This window comes from Haloprofundus salilacus (assembly GCF_020150815.1).
GTDB classification, from domain to species: domain Archaea; phylum Halobacteriota; class Halobacteria; order Halobacteriales; family Haloferacaceae; genus Haloprofundus; species Haloprofundus salilacus.
Map to the genome: position 1 here is coordinate 3,130,184 of NZ_CP083723.1, position 15,791 is coordinate 3,145,974.

Consider the following 15,791-nt stretch of genomic DNA (forward strand, 5'->3'; position numbering starts at 1 on the left):
TCGGCGGCGACGCTTAAACGGTTCCGTCGACTCACGCCGCGCGTTGGCCGCCGTCCTCGTCGTCCTCGCCGACGAGCAGCCAGACGAGACCGCCGAGGGCGGCGAGCGTCGCGAAGAGGGCGACGACGGCGGTCCGCTTGCCGCCGGGGACGCTCGCCGGACCGACTCCGTACAGCGCCAGCGTCGCCAACGCGACACCGACACCGCCGACGAGTGCGCTCCCCGTGAGGTGAACGAGTTCAGCCCGTCGGCTCTCCGCCGCCCGGCCCACTTCGCGCCCAAGTCGCGTCGCGTAGTCACCCGCGTCCCAGACGAACAGCGAGGCCGTCACGCCTGAGACGACGACGAGCGGGTGGGCGTCGCCTTCGGCAGCGGCGACGGTTCCGACGAACAGCAACCCGCCGGCGGCGGCGAAACCAACGCCGCGGTCGGGGAGTAGCGGCGAAAACGGGCGCCATCCGGTCGTGACGACGAAGCGCTCGGCGAGGTACGCGCCGACGAGGACCAGCAGAACGGCGAGCAGCACTACCGTTGCGGCTCCGAGTTCGACCCACGGCCGACCGCCGAACGCCGTCCTCACCCGGGTGGCCACCGGCGGGACGGCGAGGGCGACCGAGACGACGAGGACGGCGACGACGCCCCCGGCGGCGTAGCCGAGCGTCTTCGGCGGGTAGTGGCCGCCCCACACGACGACGCCGCGTCGGAGGAACTCCGCGACGAGAACGCCGGCGGCGGCGACGGCGAACGCCGCCAGCGGGAGGTGCAGCACGCCGGAGCCGAGGACGACCCGAATCGCCGTCCCGAGCACCGACAGCAGGTCGAGGAACTGGTCGAACAGCGCGGGATTGGTAAGGAGGAACAGCAGCTGTGCGCCCAGGAGCGCCCAGTACGTCCGCGGCACGTCCTCCGGATCGATGCCGACGCGCTCGAGGAAGCCGAATCCCTCGGTCGTGGCGTCGCCCGGCAGCCACTCGTTGAGCGTCGCCAGCGCCCGCGGCAGCAACAGCGCGACGACGAGCGCCAGCGCCTGCAGCGAGACGAACTGGGCGAGCGTCCCGGACGAGTGGACGCCGACCGCCACCTCGGCGACGACGAGGAGGGCCAGTCCCGCGAGGTTCAGGTGGAACGCGGCCGCCGCGAACGCGCCGAGGCCGACCAAGAACGTCGAGTGAACGAGCGCGCTCTCGGCGGGCTCGACCGACTCCCGGTCCATCTCGACGCACGCGTTCATCGCCGCGGCCAGGACCGCCCCGGCGACGAGCGGAACCGTCACACCTCCGGCGCCGCTTCGCGTCGCCAGGATGACGCCAGCGACGAAACAGAAGACCGACGCGACGAGAGCGACGCTGCCGGTCGCTCGCGCCACGTTCGTCTCGCCCTCGAGCCGTTCGACGGCCCGCGTCGCACCGAGCGCGCCCGCGACGGCCAACACTCCCGCAAGCGCCGCACCCGCCGCCGCGCAGACCGCGAGTGCGGCGACGAGAAGGATGGCGACGGCGACCCGCGAGGCGAAGCGCGTCGGCCGCCGGTCGAGTTCGGTCATCGTGCCCACCCCTTCGACCCGCGTTCGACCGCGACGTGCAGCGGTTCGTCCGGCGACCACTCGGCGACGCGGACGCCGCGACTGCGCAGGTCGCGCAGTCGCTCCTCACGGTCGAGGCGCGCGAGCGTGCCGCCCGGCGTCTCGGGCGTCACGTCGGGTGCGAGAACCGTGGTTCGGTGGCCGTACGCCTCGAACCGCCGGGCGAACTCGACCGCTTCGTCGTCGGCCAACGGCGAGAAGAAGATCACCTGCGCGTCGCGCGGGAACCGCTCGCGGATCGACGCGAGGCGGTGTCTGCCGGTGCCGCGAACGACGGTTCCGTCCGGGAGCGCGGCCGGCCCGTCGACGAGGAATCGCCCGACTCGAACGGTCTGCGTCCGCCCCGTAGCGGGGGCGACGTAGCCGCCCGTCCCGCCGAGACGGGCGACGCCGACGCGGTTGCTCTTTCCGAGCAACACCCCCGCGACGCGTTCGGCGGCGTACTCGCTGAGACTCACTGCGTCGAGCGCACCGTCGTGGTCGGCGACGTGCGACTCCTGTCGGCCGTCGACAACGAGCACCACCGTCGCGGCGCGCGTCTCGCGGAACTCGACGGTCGAGAGTTCGCCAGTTCGGGCGTAGCGCCGCCAGTCGATGCGCTTGCTCGGGTCGTTTCTGGTGTACTGCCGGATGGAGTGGAACTCGACGCCCTCCCCGCCGGAGTCCGTCTCGACGCGTCCCGCGTACGGAATCGTCTGTTCGGCCAGCGGCAGGTCTTCGACCCCCGACTCGCAGGAGACGAGCGACTCGACGGGTTTCGTCTCGCTGCGCTCGACGCTTGCGCTAATGTTGCGCGCAGCGACGTGTGTCACCTTGAACGCGTGGTCGCCGCGCGTCGCCGGGACGGTGTAGGAGAACGACTCCGACTCGCCGGGGCGGAGACTCGTCGCGTGGCGGGGCGTCCCGGCGACGACTTCGAGGCTCTCGGGGACGCCGTCGACGATGCGGAGGTCCGACAGCGGCTCTTCGCCCTCGTTCGTCACGGTCACCGTAACGTCGACAGTCGACCCGGGTCTCGGCGACGCGTCGCTCAGGGTCCGCTCGACACCGACGACGAGTTCCGGCGGACGCGTCACGCTGCCGTAGACAGCGAAGCTGAATCCGACGACGGCGCCGAGAAACACTGCCGTGTTCCCGAGTGCGATTCCGGCGGACGCGCAGAGCAGCGCGACAGCCAGTCCGACGTTCCAGCGGGGAATCTCGCGTTCGCTCACGCCGACTCGCCCTCCGGAACCGTTTCGATGCGCGCATCGCTGCGCTCCTCGCTCGCGTCGACGAGTTCCTCGGCGGCGGCCTCCAACTCCACGAGCTCGGGCCAGTCGTCGGCCGACGTCTCGTCACCGGGTTCGCCGCCGTCATACGCCGCCAGTTCGGCCACCGTCTCCTCGACGGCCCGCTCGAAGCGCCGCCCGGCGGCCCAGTCGCGGATTCGGCTACGCAACGGGAGCGAGGCGGCGTCGTCGCCGCCGAGGAACGACGCCGCGCGGGCGTTCGTCGTCCACGTCCCCGACTCGATACGCCGGGCAGCCTCCAGTTCCGAGCAGTCGCCTCGTGCGGCGACTGTCGTAACCGCGGCGTCGTGTACCGCCCGTTCTATCGTCCTCCTCTCGCGTTTTCGCTTCCATCCCGACTGATGTTCGAGCTCCGATAGCGCGTCGTCGAACTTTCCGCCCGCGCTCTCGCGTGTCCCGTCGTGCGTCTGCTCGGGATCGTTCTCGGGCGTCCAACGGGCGCGGTCCTCGCCGACTCCCGAGAGGATGACGAGCGCGAACAGCCCCGCACCGCCGGCGAGCAGGAAAACGAAGACGCGGCTGAACACCGCCAGCGACGCACTCAGTGCGACCGGCACGAAGACCGTTCCGACGGCCAGCGCGAGCGCGCCGACTGCCAACGCCAGAACACTGAGACGCCGGCCGAGAGGCCAGTTCATCGTCCGTCACCGCCGTCTTCGCTGTCCTCGTCGCCTTCACGGTGGTCGTCGATGCTCGACAGGGCCGCGCGGGCCGCGGCGGTCAGCGCCGCCGACCGCCGGGCGCTCCCGTAGCGGACGCCCTCGAAGATGCGCGTCAACCGGCGTACCGACTCGACGGGGAGACCGCTCGCGACCGCCGCCCGCGCGTACTCGCCGGGCGTCGACGCCCGGCGGTTGCGGAGGCGGATTCCTTCGGCCATCGACGCCCACGCCTCCTCGATGGTCGGCGGAATCTCGGGCGCTGGCTCCTCCTCGACATCCTCAGTCGTCACGCTCGGCGATCGGCCGCGTCGACGAGAGCGGCGGTCGCGGCCGCGGCGGAACGAGACGCCGCTTCCCACGTCGCCGAGTGCGCGCGGCAGTCCCGACAGCGCGGTTCCGGCGCCGCTCGACAACGTGAACAGTCCGCCGCCGAACGCCCGCGGGAGCGCGACGGCGGCGGTTCCTACCGCTCGCGCCAACTCGCCGAAAGCGTCGCCGAGACCGCCGAGGAACCCGGCGGCCACCCGTCCGAGACGGTCGAAAAACGTCGGTCCGGACTCGCTGAGTCCGACGACGAACGCCGTGGTCAACTGCGGGATGCGCTGGAGCGCGGTCCGCAGACGTGGGAACGGCACGTCTACGTCCACGTCGACGTCCCGTCGTTGGCGTCCGCTGGCGACACCGACGAAGAGGACGCTGAACGCCGCGAGCGCGGCGAACAGGAACACGAGTAAGCCGCTGCCGCCGACGCTCTCGCTCGCGTTCGACGGTGCCGTCGTCTCGGTCGGTGTCGGCGTCGCTGTCGCCGTGGTCGTCTCGTCGGTTCCGTCGGTGCCGCCCGACGCCGTCCCCTCGTCTTCGTTCGGGTCAGCGGGCGTCGTCGTCGACGCTGCGCCGTCGGTGCCGGTGCCGCTACTATCGCTCGGCGTCGTCTCGGTCGTCGCGTCTGTCGCGCTAGTTCCCGATCCCGTCGCCGGGCCGTCGCCGCCGCCTCCGCCGACGCCGGCCGGGTAGCTTCCGAACCCGGTGGCGGGGAACAGCGAGGCGGCGACGACGACCGCGAGCGCGCACAGAGAGAGGAGGGCTGCGCGGCGGAGGTCGTATGCCACTGTTACCACTGGTTACTTATCTGTCTGATAATATGTTTTCCTATATGCGAACCGCCGTGAATGTCCCTCCCCTCCGCCGCCGTCTGCCGCATCGCCGCCTTCTCCACTGTCGTCTGCCGTATCGCTGCTCTCCCAGCGTCGACTCGCCGTCTCCGGTACCGAACGGAGGGCCGCGATGACGGCGCGCGCGCCGCTGGCGACCAGGGACGCCGCGCTCACGCGTCGAATCCTCATGACGCTGGCCCTCGTCGTCGCGCTCGACGCGGCGTTCGTAGCCGTGGTCGGCTTCCTGCTCGCACCGTGGCTGGCACCGCTAGGTGCGACAGCCGCCGCACTCCTCGGCGTTCGGTCGGTGCCGCCGCTCGTCCGCGCTGTCGTCGTCGCCGTGCCGGTCGTGGCGCTGTTTCTCTGGCTGCAACTGCGGTACACGCGGCGACAGACGCTCGCGGCCGCCAACGCCCGCGTCGTCGACGAGGAGGAGTACACCGACCTGCGCGGCCGAGTGACCCGTCTCTGTTCGCAAGCGAATCTACCGCCGCCGACGCTGGCCGTCGCGGAGACTCCCGTGCCGAACAGTTTCACCGTCGGCGGTCTCCGCGAGTCCGTGCTCGTCGTCTCGACCGGGTTGCTGGAATCACTGTCGGAGGAGGAACTCGACGCCGTGATAGCCCACGAACTTGCGCACGTGAAGAACCGCGACGCGACGGTGATGACGCTCGCGACGTTCCTCCCGGCGGTGACCAGCGGCGAGTTCTCGCTACTAGAGGGCCTCACACCGCGCGGTTGGAGTCGCGGCGCGACGTTCGCAGCGCTCGCCGTCGTCGCCGCCATCCTCTTCGGCCTCTCGACGGCGGACGTCGGCAGCCTCGGTTCCCTCTCGGGCCTCGTGCTCGTCGCGCTGTTCTCGCTTTTGTTCGGCGGTATTGTTCTCGGCGCGCTCACCGCGCCGGTCGTCTCCTTGGCGGGCCGTCTCTCCCGCTCGCGGGAGTTCGCCGCCGACGGTGCGGCGGCGCTGCTCACCGGGAACCCGGCGGCGGTGGCGGCGGCGATTCGACGACTGAATTCGGCGGTCCCCGTCGCTCCCGACCGAGACCTGCGGCGCTCGGCGGGCATCCGCGGCCTCTGTTTCCTCCCGCACGGTTTCGAGACGGGCGACGACGACGGCGGTTCGGAGGGGTTCTCGCTCACCGTCGAGACGCATCCGGCGGCGACCGAGCGCGTCGCGCGCCTTCGGAAGTTGGCGCGCGAACTGGAAGAACAGAACTGAATCGCGGACGCTAACCACCAACAACCATATATGGGCGGTTCCAACGCCCCTGCATGGTTACGATACTCGAATTCGTCAGTCAGCTCATCGTGAGCACGTTCCGACTCATCGGGCTGTTCATCACCGACGTGCTGCTCTCGGGAACCGACGTCATCTCCATCGCTTTCCGCGCGGTTTCGATGCTCGCCGGCGGCGCGATGGTCGTCGGTGCGTCGCTCGCGCTGCTCTACCTCGCCGTCGGCGCGCTGATTCGCGAGTTCGGCGTCAATCTCGCGTCGCCCGGTCGTACGCGCGCCCGGCGAGACTGACCGCCGATTCGAGCTCCGGACCGAGCGGCGACCCGACGACCACGCTGTCGGCGTGCCGCAACACCTTCTCCATCCGCGCCGTCACCTCGCCGACGGTGCCGGCCATGCAGAACGCGTCCACCATCGCGGGCGTGACGAGGTCGAACGCCTCCGAGAACTCGCCCGCGCTTATCCTCTCGCCGATGTCTCCGGCTCGCTTGCGGTCGATACCGTGTCGCTTGAGCACCGGCGGGGCCGCCCCCGCGGCGATGAACGCCACGGGCGGCCGCGCGGCCTCGCGCGCGGACTCTCTGCCCTTGGCGACGCTTACTGACGCATATGCCGCGAGATCGAACTCGCCGCGGTCGTCCGGACGGTCGGCGAGTCCGTCTTCGACCTGTTCGCGCGCCCACGCGAGGTCGTCGGGGTGCGAGCCGTTGAACAGCAGGCCGTCGGCGTGCTTGGCGGCCATCTGGCACATGTGCGGCCCCTCGCCGCCGACGTACACCGGGATCTCGCCCGGCGGGTCGTAGTTCAGGCCGGCGTCGCGCGCCTCGAACGTCCCGTCGTGGTCGACGCGCTCGCCGCCCCAGAGCTTCTGGGCGACTTTGAACGCCTCGAGTACGGGGCGGAGACCGCGTTCGTCTTCGAGACCCAAGTTCCGCAACGTCGAGGGGTCGCCCGGCCCGATGCCGAACGTCGCGCGGCCGTGGCTAGCCTCCGCGAGCGTCGCCACCTTCGAGGCGAGCGTGACGGGGTGCGTCTCGAACGGGTTGGCGACGCCTGGACCCAGTCGGACCGACTCGGTCGCGGCGGCCAGTTGCGAGAGGACGGCGAACGCGTCGCGGTTGTTGTAGTGCGCGGAGACGAACACTGAGTCGAACCCGGTCTCCTCGGCGGCGACGCCGAGGTCGACGAGTTCCGAGATCGGGTGTTCGGGCGTCAGTTCGATGCCGAGCATCTCCCTCCTCCTCGTCTCGCTCGTCGCCGTCGATAACAGCGGCGCTTGCGGGGTGTCGTCATTCGTGTGCGCCGAGGGAGTGCGCGAGTAAAAAGACAGGCCTCCCGTCACGACCTGCCTCGGTCTCCGTTTTTGGGTTCTTCATCCCATCGTCCAGCGCGAAGCGCCGCCACGCGAACGTTTTTGCTGCGGTGGTCGTTCTGGCGACTATGAGAGGACCAACCGAGCGCGTCCGGTCCGTCGACCGCTCGAGCATCCGCGTGATGTTCGACCTTGCGGAGGCGACCGACCGCGACCTCGTCCGCCTCGAAGTGGGCGAACCCGACTTCGACACGCCCGAACACGTCGTCGACGCCGCCGCCGAGGCCGCCCACGCGGGGGAGACGCACTACACATCGAACGCCGGGATGCCGGCACTCCGCGAGGCCGTCGGCGAGACAATGGCCGACCGCTACGACGTTCAAGTCGCCTCCGACGACGTGGTCGTCACCAACGGCGGGATGGAGGCACTCTTGCTCGCCGTGCTCTCGACCGTCGGTCCCGGCGAGGAACTGCTCATCCCTTCGCCGGGGTGGCCGAACTACTGGGCGCAGGCACGACTCGCCGACGGCATCCCCGTCGAGGTGCCGATGCCCGCCGACGAGGGGTATCCGCTCGACGTCGACCGCGTCCGCGACGCGCTGAACGAGAACACCGCGGCGGTGATGCTCTGTTCGCCCTCGAACCCCACGGGCAGAATCTACGACGAGGACGCCGTCCGCGAGGTCGTCGCCGCCGCCGCCGAGCACGACGCGTACGTCATCGCCGACGAGGTGTACGGCGCGCTCTCGTACGACCGCGACCTGACGGGCATCGCGGCGCTCACCGGTCACCCCGACCACGTGCTGACGGTGAACTCGTGTTCGAAGACGTACGCGATGACCGGGTGGCGCGTCGGGTGGCTCTGCGGGCCGACCGAGATAATCGACGAGGTGACCAAGGTTCACGAGAGCACGACCTCCTGTGCCTCTAGCGTCGCCCAGCACGCCGCGCTCGCGGCGCTCACCGGGCCCCAAGAGCCCGTCGAGGCGATGCACGACGCGTTCCGCGAGCGCCGCAACTACGTCGTCGACCGCGTCGCCGACATCGACGGCCTCTCCTGCCCGCGACCGCAGGGGGCGTTCTACGCCTTCCTCGACATCGACCTCCCTGGTTCGAGCCTCGACATCGCCAAGGAACTGCTGACGGAGTACGGCGTCGTCCTCGCGCCCGGCGACGGCTTCGGCGACGCGGGCGCGGGGAAGCTACGGCTCAGTTTCGCGAACAACGTCAACCGACTCGAAACCGGTTTCGATCGTCTCGAGCGCGCGCTCGAGGAGAGTTGAGTCGTTCCCGTCGTCAGTCACGCTACCCCCTTATTTCGACTCGAACTCCCACTCTCTGAGCGCTTGCCGGACGAAGTCACTTTCCACGTCGCGGAAGTGGGCGTCCGAGCCTGCGTGGTCGCCGAACTCGAACCCGCGGATGACGACGACGGGCGTCCCACCGTCGCCTTCGCCCGCGACGAGGTTCGCCGCCGCCGCGAGTTCGTCGACGACGTTCTGCACCGTGACGCCGAGTTCGCGGCCGTCGCGGTCGGACTCGCCGCGCCAATCCCGAGATGCGTGCATCCCCGCCCACCCGATGGCGACGCCGCGCTGGCCGTGGCGGAACGGTCGCCCGCACGTATCGGTGACGACGACCTGTTTCGCCGGGAGGCCCTCGCGGATGCGCGCCGCGCTCTCGGAGGGCCGCTTCGGCAAGAGCAGCAGGTCCGCGCCCGCAACGTTCGAGCGGTCGATGCCCGCGTTGACCCCGACATGGCCGAACCGCGACTCGGTCAAAAGAAACGGCGCTTCCATGATGATCTCGGTGCTCTCCTCCAGCACGGCCTGCGCGAACCGGGGGTCTTTCTCGTCGCCGGAGAGCTCGGCGAGGCGTGCGGCAATCTCTTTAGCGCGTGGACCCGCCGGAAACTCCGAGAGGTCGGCGAGGCGGCCCTCGGCTTTCGAAACGACGGTGCTGGCGACGCAGACGACATCGTCGGCGTCGAGGTCGACTCGCTCGCGAATCAGCGCCGCGAGGTCGTCGCCCGGCCGAATCTCCGGGAGGTCGGGGACGGCGAACAGTTCCATAGCCAGACGTTGCGGACTGGCGTAAAAAGCGCCGCGCTGCCGGTTAATCGAACGCGTACTCCCCGTCGGGGAGGTGCACCGTCTCGTACTCGCCGTCTTCGACTTCGACGAGGAACATCGTCGGGTGCGAGGCGGGGTCCGCGCCCGTCGCGCTTCCGGGGTTTAGAAGATGGATGCCGTCGATCTCCTCGTCCATCGGTTCGTGGCTGTGGCCGACGACGCCGACGGCGTCGGCGCCGCCGCGTTCTCGTACTACGTCGGTCACCTCCGCCCTCTCCGCCTCGGCGTCGCCGGTGCTCCCGACCGCGTCGCCGTGCGTGACGACGAACGTGACGCCCCCCAACTCCGCGGTGTCGACTTCGGGGAGGTCGAGTTCCGGCGGGTCGGCGTTGCCCGCGACGGCGGTCACCATCCCGTCCGTGAGCGCGAGGACGGTGTCGTACGCTTCGGTGGAGTCGAAATCACCCGTGTGAAGGGTGTAGTCGGCCGCGACGAGACAGTCTTGGACCCATTGCGGGAGTTCGCTCGCTCTCGACGGGATGTGCGTGTCGCCGAGTATCGCGACCTGCATGGATACGAACCCGACGCCGACCGCAAAAGTCGTTGTGGCGGTTAGTCAAAGGGAGGGTATGAGCCACGTCGTCACCGTGTTTCTCCGTGAGGGGGCGGAGGTGCTGTTGATTCGCCGCAGCGACGCCGTCGGCACCTACTCGGGACTGTGGGGCAGCGTCTCGGGCTACGTCGAAGATGCGCCCGAAGACGCGCTCGCCGACGCTCGGCGAGAACTCCGCGAGGAGACCGGCGTCGACGACGCGACGTTCGTCCGCGCAGGCGACCCACTCGACGTGGTCGACGGCGAGAACGACCGCGAGTGGACCGTCCACCCCTTCCTCTTCGAGACCGACTCACGCGAGGTGACGCCGAACGAGGAACTCGCCGACTGGGAGTGGGTCCAGCCGCCCGCGATGCTCGACCGGCCGACCGTTCCGAACCTGTGGGAGGTGTACCGCGGCGTCGCGCCCACCGTCGACACCGTTCGCGACGACGAGATCCATGGCGCGGCGTACCTCTCGATTCGTGCGCTCGAAGTGCTGCGCGACAAAGCAGCGAACGCCGTCCGCGAACGCGGCGGCGAGAGCGACGAATCCGGGGATTGGGACCGCGTCGTCGCCGTCGCCCGCGGTCTCCGCGACGCCCGGCCAGGGATGGCCGTCGTCCGGAACCGTGTCAATCGAACGATGTTCGAAGCCAACGAGGCGGGCGAGAGCGTCCGCGAGACGGCGGAGTCGGTGATTCGAGACGCGCTCAACGCGGACGACGAGGCGGCGTCGCACGCGGCGTCGCTGCTCTCGGCGCACGACGCGGACAACGGCGACAGCGGGATCGAGGGCGACGGCCCCGTGGCGACGCTATCGCGGTCGGGCACCGCGACGGCTGCGCTTTCTGCGGCCGGACGCCCACTGCTCGTCGCCGAGTCGCAACCCGGCGGCGAGGGCGTCGACGCCGCCGAGGCGTTCGCCGAGGCGGGACTGGACGTGACGCTCACGACCGACGCGGCGCTCGCGCACGTCGCCGCCGAGCGAGACGTTTCGGCCGCGCTGGTCGGCGCGGACGCGGTGTTCCCCGACGGGAGCGTCGCCAACAAGGCCGGAACGCGGATGGTGGCGCTCGTCGCCAAACAGGAAAAATTCCCGCTGTACGTCGTCACCGCCGCCGACAAGGTGAGCCCGGACGACGACTTCTCGCCCGAATTGCGGCCCGAGTCGGAACTGTACGACGGGGACGTGTCGCTTTCGGTCGAGAATCCGCTGTTCGACCGGACGCCCGCCGACCTCGTCTCGGGCATCGTCACAGAGTCGAGCGTCGTCGACGCCGACGAGGTGGCGAAGCTGGCGGCGGAGCGACGCGAGTGGCAGGGGTGGAGCGGGTGAGGGTTCCGGACGAGCGAGGACCGACGGCGCGACGAGGGCGGACCGTGACGGTCAAAACCCCGCCCGGCGTAGCGTCAACAGGCGACAGTGACGAGGGTTACCCCCACCGAGCCCCTTGTGACGATACCCTCACTCCGAGTCGCCCTCCTTCGATCTGTGAGCGACGACCACCGGCGAATCCAACCTCGAAACGTTCAGGAGTGCCCTCTGTGACGTACCTCGTATGAATCTCTCTCGAATCGCCGTACACGAGTCGGTCGAGAAGGCGCTTCCCGGCGCGGCGCTCGCGGACGCGCTGTCGGACCTCGACGTACCGGTCGAACGGGTCGGGGACGACGCCGAGTTCGGTCCCGGCGACGCTGTCGCGGCGTTCGGACCCCGCCCCTCATTTCTCCAGGCGGACTGGGTCCACTGCATCCGCGCGGGCTACGACGAGTTCGACGTCGACGCTTACGAGTCGGAGGGCGTCGCGCTGACCAACAGCACCGGCATCCACGGGACGACCATCGGCGAGACGGTGGCGGGGATGCTGCTCGCGTTCGCCCGCGGTCTCCACGTCTACCGCGACGCACAGACGGAGCGAGAGTGGACGCGCCTCCCTTACGAGCGACCGTTCACCCTTGACGGCGAGCGACTCTGCGTCGTCGGTCTCGGAACGCTCGGGCGGGGCATCGTCGAGCGCGCGAACGGACTCGGGATGGACGTCGTCGGCGTCCGCCGGTCGGGCGACCCGGTCGACGGCGTCGAGACGGTGTACACGCCGGACGACCTCCACGAGGCCATCGCTGACGCGCGGTTCGTCGCGCTGGCGACGCCGCTGACCCCCGAGACCGAAGGACTCGTCGGCGCGCCGGAGTTCGAGGCGATGCGCGAGGATGCCTACCTGATCAACGTCGCGCGCGGTCCCGTCGCCGACGAGGACGCGCTGGTCGCGGCGCTCCGCGAGGGAGAGATCGCGGGCGCAGGTCTCGACGTGTTCGCTGAGGAACCGCTTCCCGAGGACTCGCCGCTGTGGGAGTTCGAGCAGGTCGTTTTGACGCCGCACGTCGGCGCGATGACGCGCGACTATCACCGCGACATCGCCGACCTCATTCGCGGGAACGTCGAACGGGTCTCCCGGGGCGAGGAGATGGTCAATCGGGTCGTCTAAGCGGCCTTCGCGGCGGAGACGACGCGGCGTCAGAAGTAGCTGGAGTGACGACCGACCCGCGTCTGCGGGTGGAGTCGTTCCTCTGTCTCAGTCACATCGGTTTCGCCGGCGGTCTCGTACTGTTCGACGTACGTTCCGACGATGTCGGCGAGGAGGTCCTCGACGGAGCGTCCCTCGCGAGCGGCGATGTTCGCGACTTTCGCGTACTGTTCGTTCGTGAGGTGCTTCGAGAGCACCGCCTCTGTCTGTGTGGTGGCCATGATTCTTACCGGCGCAGTGAGGACAGCACGGAGGAACATAAATTCTGTACGGGTATTTTCCGCTATATAGAAAGAGTTCCTGCGACGTCTATGGAGTGAGACGGCTCTGTGCCGGCGGCGCAGCGCGCGCGCCGACGTTTCGCTTTCGCAACCGCTACTTCACGAACTTCAGCAGGTCGTCCCGCTTCGCCTCGTGGAAGTGGAACCGAAGCGCCTCCTTGAGCGGTTCGATGCTACCGCGCTTGGCGCTGATGGGCGCGATGACCTCGCCTTCCCACTGCTTCCACGGCGGAAAGAGGCCGAGGCGGTCGCAGAGTTCGTTCAGCCGCTCGTCCCCGTCGTCGACTTTGTCCATCTTGTTCACCGCGACGACGACGGGGACGTCGAGTTCGTCGAGAAAGTAGAACATCTCCACGTCGTGCGGAATCTCGTCGTCACTCGTGTGCCGGTCGATGATGTCGACGACGCTCTTGCCGTCGACGACGAGGACGGCCGCGAGAATCGAGTCGGCATTCTCCTCGATGTAGCGGACAATGTCCGTCTTTATCTGCTCGCGACGGTCCTCCTCAACGCCGGACATGAAGCCGAATCCCGGCAGGTCGGTGAACATGAAGCTCTCGGCGGCCCAGTCGAAGTGGTTCGGTTTGCGGGTGACACCGGGCTTCTTCCCCGTCGAAAAGCCGGTGTGGCCGGTCAACTCGCGCATCAACGTCGACTTCCCGACGTTCGACCGTCCGACGAACACCACCTCGGCGTCGCGGTTCGGTCGGTTCTCGAACATACCTTCGATACTTCGCTCGGGCGGATAAACGCCGCGGGACACGTCTCGTCGCGGATTCGTCTCTGTTCGTTGCGAATTCATCTCACTCTCGTCGTCTCCGCGTCTGCAGACCGACGGAAGACGGAACGTTTTGGCACCGCCGTGCCAACCGTTCGCCGATGGAGAAACAGGAGCTCCGCGAACGCGTCTGGACTACCCTCGAAGCCCAGGGCGTCAACCGGTTTCCGTACCCGCCCGAAGGGAGAATCACGAACTTCGCCGGGGCGAGAGACGCCGCCGAGCGCCTCGCCGACACCGACGAGTGGCGGGCGGCGCAGACGGTGAAAGCCAACCCCGACGCGCCGCAACTGCCCGTCCGGCGGCGGGCGCTCCGCGACGGGAAAACCGTGTATATGGCCGTACCGCGACTCCGCGACGAGCGACCGTTTCTGAAACTCGACCCGGCGGAGATAGACGACGTCGACGCCGCGACGACCATCTCCGGATCGGCGAAGTACGGCGTTCCCGTCGCTCCCGACGAGGTTCCCCGCGTCGACTTCATCGTCGCCGGGAGCGTCGCCGTCACCGAAAGCGGTGCGCGCGTCGGGAAAGGAGAAGGGTACAGCGACCTCGAATTCGCGGTGCTTCGGGAACTCGGCGCCGTCGACGACGAGACGACGGTGGCGACGACGGTCCACGAGTTGCAGGTCGTCGACGACGCCGAGGTGACGCCCGACGCTCACGACGTGCCGCTGGACCTTGTGGTGACACCCGAGCGGGCCGTCCGGACGGAGACGGCGTGCGACCGGCCCGCCGGCGTCGACTGGGACGCGCTCGACGCGGAGAAGCTGGCCGAAATTCCGGTGTTGCAGCATCTACACCCGAACTGAACGCGTCGTCTCGACGCACGGTTCATCCCTCAGGATATTTCCCCTCTCGCCGTGACAGCTACATGTGCGACTCGTTCAGGTGATGGTTCCGGCCGGCAAGCGCGAGGCGATTCTGTCGCTCCTCGACGACGAAGGGATCGATTACGCGCTCTCCGACGAGACGAGCGGTCGAGAGTACATCGCTATCGTCTCGATTCCGTTGCCGACGAACGCCGTCGAACCGGTGCTGGAGAAACTCCGCGACGCGGGTATCGAGCGCGAGGCGTACACGGTCGTTCTCGACGCCGAGACGGTCATCTCCCAGCGGTTCGACAGTCTCCAAGAGAAGTACGAGAAAGAAGAATCGAACGGCGACCGAATCGCTCGCGAGGAACTCGTCGCATCGGCGCAGCAACTCGCACCGGAGATGCCGGTTTTCGTGATAATGACTATCATCAGCGCCGTCGTCGCGACGGCGGGCCTGCTGCTCAACGACGCTGCGGTAATCGTCGGGTCGATGGTCATCGCGCCGCTGGTCGGTCCCGCGATGGCGACGAGCGTCGGCAGTGTCGTCGACGACCGCGAATTGTTCCTGAAAGGGGTCAGACAACAGGTCGCAGGCGGCGTGCTCGCTATCGTGAGCGCTGCGGCTTTCGCATTCGTCTTCCGACTGACCGGCGTCGTCCCATTCGGCACACAGGAAGTGTTTCAGATAGAGCAGGTCCGTCTTCGTCTCGCACCCGACGTGCTCTCGCTGGCGGTAGCGCTCGGTGCGGGCGTCGCGGGCGCGTTAAGCATCTCCTCAGGCGTCTCGGCAGCGCTCGTCGGGGTGATGATTGCTGCCGCGCTCGTCCCGCCCATCGCCGTCGTCGGCATCGGCATCGCGTGGGGGAGTCCGGCGACTGTTCTGGGGTCGTTCGTGCTCGTCTTGGTCAACTTCCTCTCGATAAACTTCACTGCGCTCGGAGTGCTCTGGTACATGGGCTACCGTCCGGCCAACCTGTTCCAACGCCCGAGCGCCGAGGACGCAACGTTCAAACGCATCGGGGCGCTCGGACTGGCAATCCTCGTTCTCTCGGCGTTTCTCGGCGGCGTCACGTACGCGAGTTTCCGGACGAGTAGCTTCGAGGAGACCGCCCGAACGTCCGTCGATTCGGCTCTCAGCCAGCACGACGAACTGACACGACTCGGCATGGACGTCCAGTACGACGACGAGATTCCGTTCCGGCAACCGCGGCAGGTCGTCGTCACCGTCGGCCATCCCGTCGGGGTCGATCCGCCGCCGGTCGCAGACGACATCCTGAGCCGAATCCAAGCCAACGCGAACGCGCCGTTCGGCATCGTTAGCTCCGAGCGCGTCACAGTCGTCGTCAGGTACGTCGAAATCGACCGTTCGACGGGCGAAACCGCCGCATCGAGTCAGCCCGCGAACTCGCAGCAGACGCGTTCGGCGGTATGTAAAACGGCTCTTTGTGCTTAGCGCGGCTTGATAGTTTCACCCGACTATC

The 15,791-nt window shown here is 68.6% G+C and carries 16 protein-coding genes; 7 read left to right on the top strand and 9 right to left on the bottom strand.

What is annotated here, in order from left to right; genetic code table 11:
• Positions 1-31 precede the first annotated feature (31 nt).
• From LAQ58_RS16195 to LAQ58_RS16210, 4 genes are read right to left on the bottom strand one after another with little or no spacing between them, the layout of a single operon-like run.
• Complete coding sequence (locus LAQ58_RS16195; protein ID WP_224448468.1) at positions 32-1,543, bottom strand: DUF7519 family protein; 1,512 nt, start codon at positions 1,541-1,543, stop codon at positions 32-34.
• Positions 1,540-2,796, bottom strand: coding sequence for a DUF58 domain-containing protein (locus LAQ58_RS16200; RefSeq protein WP_224448469.1), 1,257 nt, complete (start codon positions 2,794-2,796; stop codon positions 1,540-1,542). The genes LAQ58_RS16195 and LAQ58_RS16200 overlap by 4 nt, the downstream gene beginning before the upstream one ends.
• Positions 2,793-3,512: a DUF7269 family protein gene (locus LAQ58_RS16205; RefSeq protein WP_224448470.1), complete on the bottom strand. Its 720-nt coding sequence runs from the start codon at positions 3,510-3,512 to the stop codon at positions 2,793-2,795. Before LAQ58_RS16205 ends, LAQ58_RS16200 begins: the two co-directional genes overlap by 4 nt.
• Positions 3,509-4,645, bottom strand: coding sequence for a DUF4129 domain-containing protein (locus LAQ58_RS16210; RefSeq protein WP_224448471.1), 1,137 nt, complete (start codon positions 4,643-4,645; stop codon positions 3,509-3,511). Before LAQ58_RS16210 ends, LAQ58_RS16205 begins: the two co-directional genes overlap by 4 nt.
• Positions 4,646-4,820: 175 nt before the next feature.
• On the opposite strand from LAQ58_RS16210, the gene LAQ58_RS16215 reads away from it, so the two are divergent.
• Positions 4,821-5,912 carry a M48 family metalloprotease gene (locus LAQ58_RS16215; RefSeq protein ID WP_224448472.1) on the top strand — a complete coding sequence of 364 codons (1,092 nt, stop codon included), beginning with the start codon at positions 4,821-4,823 and terminating at the stop codon, positions 5,910-5,912.
• A gap of 53 nt (positions 5,913-5,965) precedes the next feature.
• A complete protein-coding gene (locus tag LAQ58_RS16220; protein WP_224448473.1) occupies positions 5,966-6,220 on the top strand; it encodes a DUF8024 family protein in 255 nt (84 codons plus the stop codon).
• Here LAQ58_RS16220 and LAQ58_RS16225 read toward each other — a convergent pair.
• On the bottom strand, positions 6,177-7,160 hold the full coding sequence (locus LAQ58_RS16225; RefSeq protein ID WP_224448474.1) for a 5,10-methylenetetrahydromethanopterin reductase: 984 nt from the start codon (positions 7,158-7,160) through the stop codon (positions 6,177-6,179). The two genes, LAQ58_RS16220 and LAQ58_RS16225, sit on opposite strands and share 44 nt — an antisense overlap.
• A 209-nt stretch (positions 7,161-7,369) precedes the next feature.
• On the opposite strand from LAQ58_RS16225, the gene LAQ58_RS16230 reads away from it, so the two are divergent.
• A complete protein-coding gene (locus LAQ58_RS16230) occupies positions 7,370-8,524 on the top strand; it encodes a pyridoxal phosphate-dependent aminotransferase (RefSeq protein WP_224448475.1) in 1,155 nt (384 codons plus the stop codon).
• Between the two features lie 30 nt (positions 8,525-8,554).
• On the opposite strand, the gene LAQ58_RS16235 is transcribed toward LAQ58_RS16230, so the two are convergent.
• The gene (locus tag LAQ58_RS16235) at positions 8,555-9,313 is read right to left on the bottom strand and encodes a coenzyme F420-0:L-glutamate ligase (protein WP_224448476.1); all 759 of its coding nucleotides are present in this window, start codon (positions 9,311-9,313) and stop codon (positions 8,555-8,557) included.
• 43 nt (positions 9,314-9,356) lie between these two features.
• Positions 9,357-9,884, bottom strand: coding sequence for a YfcE family phosphodiesterase (locus LAQ58_RS16240; RefSeq protein ID WP_224448477.1), 528 nt, complete (start codon positions 9,882-9,884; stop codon positions 9,357-9,359).
• Positions 9,885-9,942: 58 nt separating this feature from the next.
• Between LAQ58_RS16240 and LAQ58_RS16245 the strand changes: the two genes are divergently transcribed.
• On the top strand, positions 9,943-11,244 hold the full coding sequence (locus LAQ58_RS16245) for an eIF2B alpha/beta/delta subunit family protein (RefSeq protein WP_224448478.1): 1,302 nt from the start codon (positions 9,943-9,945) through the stop codon (positions 11,242-11,244).
• 223 nt (positions 11,245-11,467) lie between these two features.
• The gene (gene ddh / locus LAQ58_RS16250) at positions 11,468-12,394 is read left to right on the top strand and encodes a D-2-hydroxyacid dehydrogenase (protein WP_224448479.1); all 927 of its coding nucleotides are present in this window, start codon (positions 11,468-11,470) and stop codon (positions 12,392-12,394) included.
• A 29-nt stretch (positions 12,395-12,423) separates the two neighbouring features.
• Here ddh and LAQ58_RS16255 read toward each other — a convergent pair whose 3' ends face one another.
• Both LAQ58_RS16255 and engB read right to left on the bottom strand, forming a co-directional pair.
• The gene (locus LAQ58_RS16255; protein WP_224448480.1) at positions 12,424-12,654 is read right to left on the bottom strand and encodes a hypothetical protein; all 231 of its coding nucleotides are present in this window, start codon (positions 12,652-12,654) and stop codon (positions 12,424-12,426) included.
• A gap of 154 nt (positions 12,655-12,808) precedes the next feature.
• Complete coding sequence (gene engB / locus LAQ58_RS16260) at positions 12,809-13,435, bottom strand: GTP-binding protein EngB (RefSeq protein ID WP_224448481.1); 627 nt, start codon at positions 13,433-13,435, stop codon at positions 12,809-12,811.
• 158 nt (positions 13,436-13,593) lie between these two features.
• Between engB and LAQ58_RS16265 the strand changes: the two genes are divergently transcribed.
• Together LAQ58_RS16265 and LAQ58_RS16270 are read left to right on the top strand one after the other, a co-directional pair.
• Entirely contained in the window at positions 13,594-14,304 is a 711-nt protein-coding gene (locus LAQ58_RS16265; protein WP_224448482.1) for a 5-formyltetrahydrofolate cyclo-ligase, read from the top strand.
• Positions 14,305-14,368: 64 nt separating this feature from the next.
• Entirely contained in the window at positions 14,369-15,763 is a 1,395-nt protein-coding gene (locus LAQ58_RS16270) for a TIGR00341 family protein (protein WP_224448483.1), read from the top strand.
• The last annotated feature ends 28 nt before the right edge of the window (positions 15,764-15,791 follow it).